Genomic DNA, 5,781 nt, shown 5'->3' with positions numbered 1-5,781 from the left:
AGGTATGGAAGTTGTATTAGCACATCCGGAAGGCTACGAAGTAATGCCAGAAGTTGAAGAAATCGCTAAGAAGCAAGCTGAAGAAAGCGGCGGCTCCTTCCGTAGAACTAACGACATGAAGGATGCTTTCAAAGATGCAGATATCGTATATCCTAAGAGCTGGGCTCCATTTGGTGCGATGGAAAAACGTACGAAACTATATGGCGAAAACGACCATGAAGGCATTAAAGCATTAGAAAAAGTTCTTCTTGAAGAAAATGGTAAACATAAAGATTGGGCATGTACTGAAGAGATGATGAGTCTCACTAAAGACGGTAAAGCTCTTTACTTACATTGCTTACCAGCAGATATTACAGGTGTAAGTTGTGAAGAAGGCGAAGTAGACGCAACAGTATTCGATCGCTATCGTGTACCTCTTTATAAAGAAGCAAGCTACAAACCATATGTTATTGCAGCTATGATCTTCTTAAGCAAATTTAAGAATCCTGTAGAAACCTTAAAAGAATTAGAACGGAAGGGAACTGACCGAGTTCAACCGTAAAGTAAAGTTTAGGGGCCATCCGTGATGATGGCTCCTTTTTATTCTAAATAGTTTGTTATGAGGCATAACATGAAAAAAAGAGTTGTAGTAGCATTAGGCGGGAATGCATTAGGTAATTCCCTTCCAGAACAAAAAATTGCCGTAAAAAGTACAGCTAAAACAATCATTGATTTAGTAGAAGCCAATTGTGATGTAGTAGTAACGCATGGCAATGGCCCTCAAATCGGTATGATCAACAATGCGATGGCTGCATTGACACGTGAAGTAAAAGGTCAACCAAATACACCATTGTCCGTATGTGTGGCTATGAGCCAAGCATATATTGGATATGACTTACAAAATGCGCTTCACGAAGAATTGTTAAATCGTGGTATTGAACATTTGCCAACCATGACAATGGTTACGCAAGTATTAGTTGATCAAAATGACCCTGGTTTTAAAAATCCTACAAAACCAATTGGTCACTTTATGACTAAAGAAGAAGCTGAATATGCAGAAAAAAATTACGATTATGTTGTAAAAGAAGATGCTGGCCGCGGTTATCGCCGTGTAGTAGCATCCCCAGCACCTAAAGAAATTATCGAAATCGAAGCGATTAAAGGCTTAGTAGGTAAACAATTAATCGTTGCTTGTGGCGGTGGCGGTATCCCTGTAACTAGAGAAGGTAATGAACTTCATGGTGCAGCAGCAGTTATTGATAAAGACTGGACTAGTAGCTTGTTAGCACAAGAAATTGATGCTGATGTACTTGTTATCTTAACAGCGGTTGAAAAAGTAGCCATTAATTTTGGTAAAGAAAATGAAAAATGGCTTGATGAAATCACAGTTGCAGAAGCTAAAGAATATGCAGTCGCAGGTGAATTCGCAGAAGGTTCTATGAAACCAAAAGTAGAAGCTGCCATTGCATTTGCAGAATCTAAAAAAGGCCGTGTTTCCATTATTACATTATTAGAAAAATCTAAGGATGGTATAGCAGGAAAAACAGGTACGCGTATCGTATTATAATAATATATGGATTTATAAGTATGCATCCAACGTTTCGTTGGGGAGGTGCCCTATGATTATATTAGGAAAAGGTACTGTAATTACTCGCGATACTGATAGACCTATCATTTATGATGGTGCTGTTGTTATTGACGGAACTCAGATTATAGATATTGGTACATATGATGAATTATGCAAACAATATAAAGAGGCAGAAGTTATTGATGCTCATGGCGGTTTGATTATGCCAGGCTTTATTAATGCACATCATCATATTTATTCTGCTCTTGCACGAGGCTTATCCTTACCAGGTCCAGCACCAACAAACTTTGGTGAAATTTTAGAAGGCCTATGGTTCTATTTAGATAATAAGCTGACAGCTCCAGATGTGAAGGCAAGCGCATTGCTTACATATTTAGGTTGTATTGAAAATGGTGTAACTACTATTTTTGACCACCATGCAAGTTATGGCGAAACAGCTAATAGCCTATCTATTATTGCAGATGTAGCAAAACAGTTTGGTGTTCGCTCTTGTTTGTGCTACGAAGTGTCTGACCGTAACGGTGTTGATCAGATGAAAGCCGCTGTTGCAGAAAATGTACGTTTTGGTAAAGAGGCTAAAAAAGATCCATCTAGACTCGCTGCTATGATGGGCTTACATGCATCCTTTACATTAAGTCCTGAAACATTAGATTATGTGAAAGCACAAAATGAAGACAAGTTAGGATATCACGTTCATGTTGCTGAAGGCCCAGAAGATGTGGCAGATAGTAAAGAAAAATATGGCATGACACCTGTAAGACGACTTGTAGAAGCTGGTATTTTAGGACCTAAGAGTATTGCTGGTCACTGCGTACACGTAACTGACCAAGATGTGGAATTATTGAAAGAATCTCAAGCTAAGGTTGTTCATAACCCTGAAAGTAACATGGGTAATGCAGTAGGCACAACAGATATTTTGAAGCTTTTAGGTGCAGGTATCACAGTTGGCCTTGGTACAGATGGATATACAAATGACATGCTAGAATCCTACAAAGTTGCAAATTGTCTTGTAAAACATGAGCAACATAAACCATATGTAGGCTGGGGTGAAGTTCCTCATATGCTATTTGAAAACAACCGTAAAATGGCGAATGAATTCTTTGATACTACAGTAGGCATCCTTAAAAAAGGTGCTGCAGCTGACGTAATCGTTCTTGATTACGCAGCACCAACACCACTTGATGAAAATAACATCAATGGTCACTTATTATTCGGTGCTAATGGTATGTATGTGGTAACAACTATTAGTGATGGTGTACCACGTATGATCGATCGTAAGTTACAAGGCATCGACAAAGCTGAAGTAATGAATGAAGTTTTAGCAACATCTAAAGGTTTATGGAAACGACTAAACCCATAACGCAAGCGCTTTAAAGGAGTGTGACATTATGAGTGACATTATGTATCCGGTAAGTTTCGGAAAATTGATGAACCACATTATGACTGAGTACAAGATGTACAATCGTATTTATAATGTAAATAAAATTCATCGTATCAATCATGAACAACGTTTACCAATGTTTGGTAAATCTATTGAAAATCCTGTAGGCCCAGCAGCAGGTCCTAATACACAGTTGGCACAAAATATTGTGGCATCTTATGTAGCAGGTGCTCGTTGCATCGAATTAAAAACTGTACAAATTATGTACGGCGAAGAACTAGGTATTCCTAGACCTTGTATCTACTCTGTAGACGAAACATACAACGTAGAATGGTCTTCTGAATATAGCTGTGATGAAGCTGCTGATGAATATATCAAAGCATGGTTCGCTTTAAAATTAATCTCTAAAGAATTAGGCTTAGGCGATCCAGATGGTTTCCTATTCATCATGAGTGTTGGTTACAACTTGGCTGGTATTAAGAGCCCAATGGTTGATAAATTCATCAACACAATGCGCAGTGCATCTCAATCTCCTATGTGGGATACTTGTAAACAATGGTGCCTTGACCATGTAGATGAATTTGAACATATCGATGTTGATTATATCAACTCAATTAGTGATGAACTTTGCCAAGCAATTACATTGTCCACAATGCACGGTTGCCCAGCAGAAGAAATCGAATCGATTTGTTCTTACCTTATCAGTGAAAAAGGGCTTCATTTATACTTGAAATGCAATCCTACATTGTTAGGTCCAAAACGCATTAGAGAGTTATTAGATAATGCAGGCTTTGAATACATTGATTTTGAAGATCACCAATTCGAAGTTGACCTTCAATTTGATAAAGCTGTTCCAATGTTAGAACGTCTTATCGCTCTTGGTGAAAAACACAACAAGATCTTTGGCGTTAAATTGACAAATACATTCCCTGTACAAATTCACAACAATGAATTGCCAGGTGAGCAAATGTACATGTCTGGTAAATCCTTGTTACCTGTAACAATTGGTGTAGCTGAGCTCTTAAGTGCTCAATTCGGCGAACGCTTACCAATGTCTTACAGCGGTGGCGCTGTAAAACAAAATATCAAAGCTATCTTTGATTGTGGTATCTGGCCTGTAACAGTATGTACAATTCTTCTTCAAGGTGAAGGCTACAATACATTTAAAGGTTTAGCCGATGAAGTAGAATCTACTGATTACAACGCTGCTTTGAAAGTACATAAAGATTTAATCGCTAAACTTGCTAAAGATATTAGTGAAAATAAAATCTTCAAGAAGAGCGAGGCAATGAAGAAAAAACGTGAAGCAATGCCATCCTTCCCAGGTACACGTAGTTCTGACTATCACTGCCGTGTAACATGTGGCTCTTGTGTTCGCGTATGTCCTAATAGATGTAATGAAGTCGTTACTGTAAATGATGCTAAATTGATTATCCATATTGATCAAAGCTGTAATGAATGTGGTAACTGTGCATGTCATTGCGTAGAACCTTGTCAACCATACAAGGATCGCATTACATTCTTCCACAATGCCGAAGCTTTAGCAGATAGTACAAATGATGGATTCTACATCACAGGCACTAGCTGTGGTTATCGCTTCAAAGGGGAAGAAGCCGTATGTGACATCGATGCATTACCTGAAGAATTGAAAGGAGTCGTACATGCCTTCTGTAAAGAGCATGTGTACTATGTATCATGATTATCATACAACAAGGGGACTTGGTCTTAACTGATCGAATCCTTACCGGAGATTTACTTATCGATGGCGACAAAATTGTCGCCATTGATGAACACCTTTCTGTTCCAGAAGGTGCTGAAGTTATTAATGCAAAAGGTTGCTATGTATTCCCTGGATTTATAGATCCTCATACACACTTTCAGATGACAAATGCCTTAGCGTCTACTGCGGATGATTTTGATAGTGGTACAAAGGCTGCTATCCTTGGCGGGACTACTTCAATTATCAATTTTGCTTCTCCTGAGGAAGGCTCCCTTTGTAAAGGCTTAGAGGTTCACAAGGAGCGTGCCGCAGGGCATTGCTCCTGTGACTACAAATTCCATATGGAGCTTGTAGAAATGAATGATACTGTGGCCAGTGAAATCCCAAAAGTGGTTGAAGCTGGTGTATCATCCTTTAAGGTATATTTAGCTTATGGATTCCGTTTAACAGATCGAGAAATTTATGATGCTATTGAAGCTATAAAACCAACGGGTGCGCTTGTAGGGGCTCACTGTGAAAACGGTGATCTTATTGATGCTCTCGTAGCTGACAAACGTAAACGTGGTGAATTAGATGTAAGTAATCATCCACTCACCAGACCTGCCATGATTGAATCGGAAGCGATTAAGCGTTTTAGTACAATCGGTGCTGCATTAGAGTATCCAGTACATGTCGTTCATGTAAGTTCTAAAGAGGGTATAGAAGAGGTTATTCGGGAACGAGACCTTGGACATAAAGTGACTTGTGAAACTTGCCCACAATATTTGGTACTTGATGAATCACGATATACGTTGCCTGATTTTGAAGGTGTTAAATATGTGATGAGTCCACCGCTGAGAACGATACAAGATCAAATGGCATTAAAGGATGCATTAGTAAATGGTCTATTCCAAACTATTGGTTCGGATCATTGTAGCTTTACCTTTAATGATCAAAAATTAAAGAGTCGACATGACTTTACCCGGATTCCTGGTGGCATCCCAGGTGCTGAGGAACGAGGGATTGTCGCTTATGATGTGTTGGTAAACCAATGCAATATGAGCGCTGTAGATTTTATGAAATTAGTTAGTGAAAACCCAGCAAAGCTATATGGCATGTATCCCAAGAAGGGTA

General features: G+C 38.9%; 4 protein-coding genes and 1 pseudogene. All 5 read left to right on the top strand.

All coding sequences use genetic code 11. The features are described from left to right. Positions 1 to 541 (top strand): annotated as a pseudogene (locus Q7P05_RS07675) (knotted carbamoyltransferase YgeW); the annotation flags it as partial. A gap of 69 nt (positions 542 to 610) precedes the next feature. Then, positions 611 to 1,546, top strand: a complete 936-nt coding sequence (arcC, locus tag Q7P05_RS07670; RefSeq protein ID WP_303931455.1) for a carbamate kinase — start codon at positions 611 to 613, stop codon at positions 1,544 to 1,546. Positions 1,547 to 1,598: 52 nt separating this feature from the next. After that, positions 1,599 to 2,927, top strand: a complete 1,329-nt coding sequence (gene ssnA / locus Q7P05_RS07665; protein WP_303931454.1) for a putative aminohydrolase SsnA — start codon at positions 1,599 to 1,601, stop codon at positions 2,925 to 2,927. A gap of 28 nt (positions 2,928 to 2,955) precedes the next feature. Continuing rightward, positions 2,956 to 4,647 carry a selenate reductase gene (locus Q7P05_RS07660; protein WP_303931452.1) on the top strand — a complete coding sequence of 564 codons (1,692 nt, stop codon included), beginning with the start codon at positions 2,956 to 2,958 and terminating at the stop codon, positions 4,645 to 4,647. Beyond that, positions 4,644 to 5,781 (top strand): dihydropyrimidinase (gene hydA / locus Q7P05_RS07655; RefSeq protein WP_303931450.1); only part of this gene is annotated, 1,138 nt, incomplete at its 3' end. The genes Q7P05_RS07660 and hydA, both read left to right, overlap by 4 nt.

This window comes from Veillonella dispar (genome assembly GCF_937975875.1).
Lineage (GTDB): Bacteria > Bacillota > Negativicutes > Veillonellales > Veillonellaceae > Veillonella > Veillonella dispar_B.
This window is presented reverse-complemented; position numbering and strand designations above follow the sequence as displayed.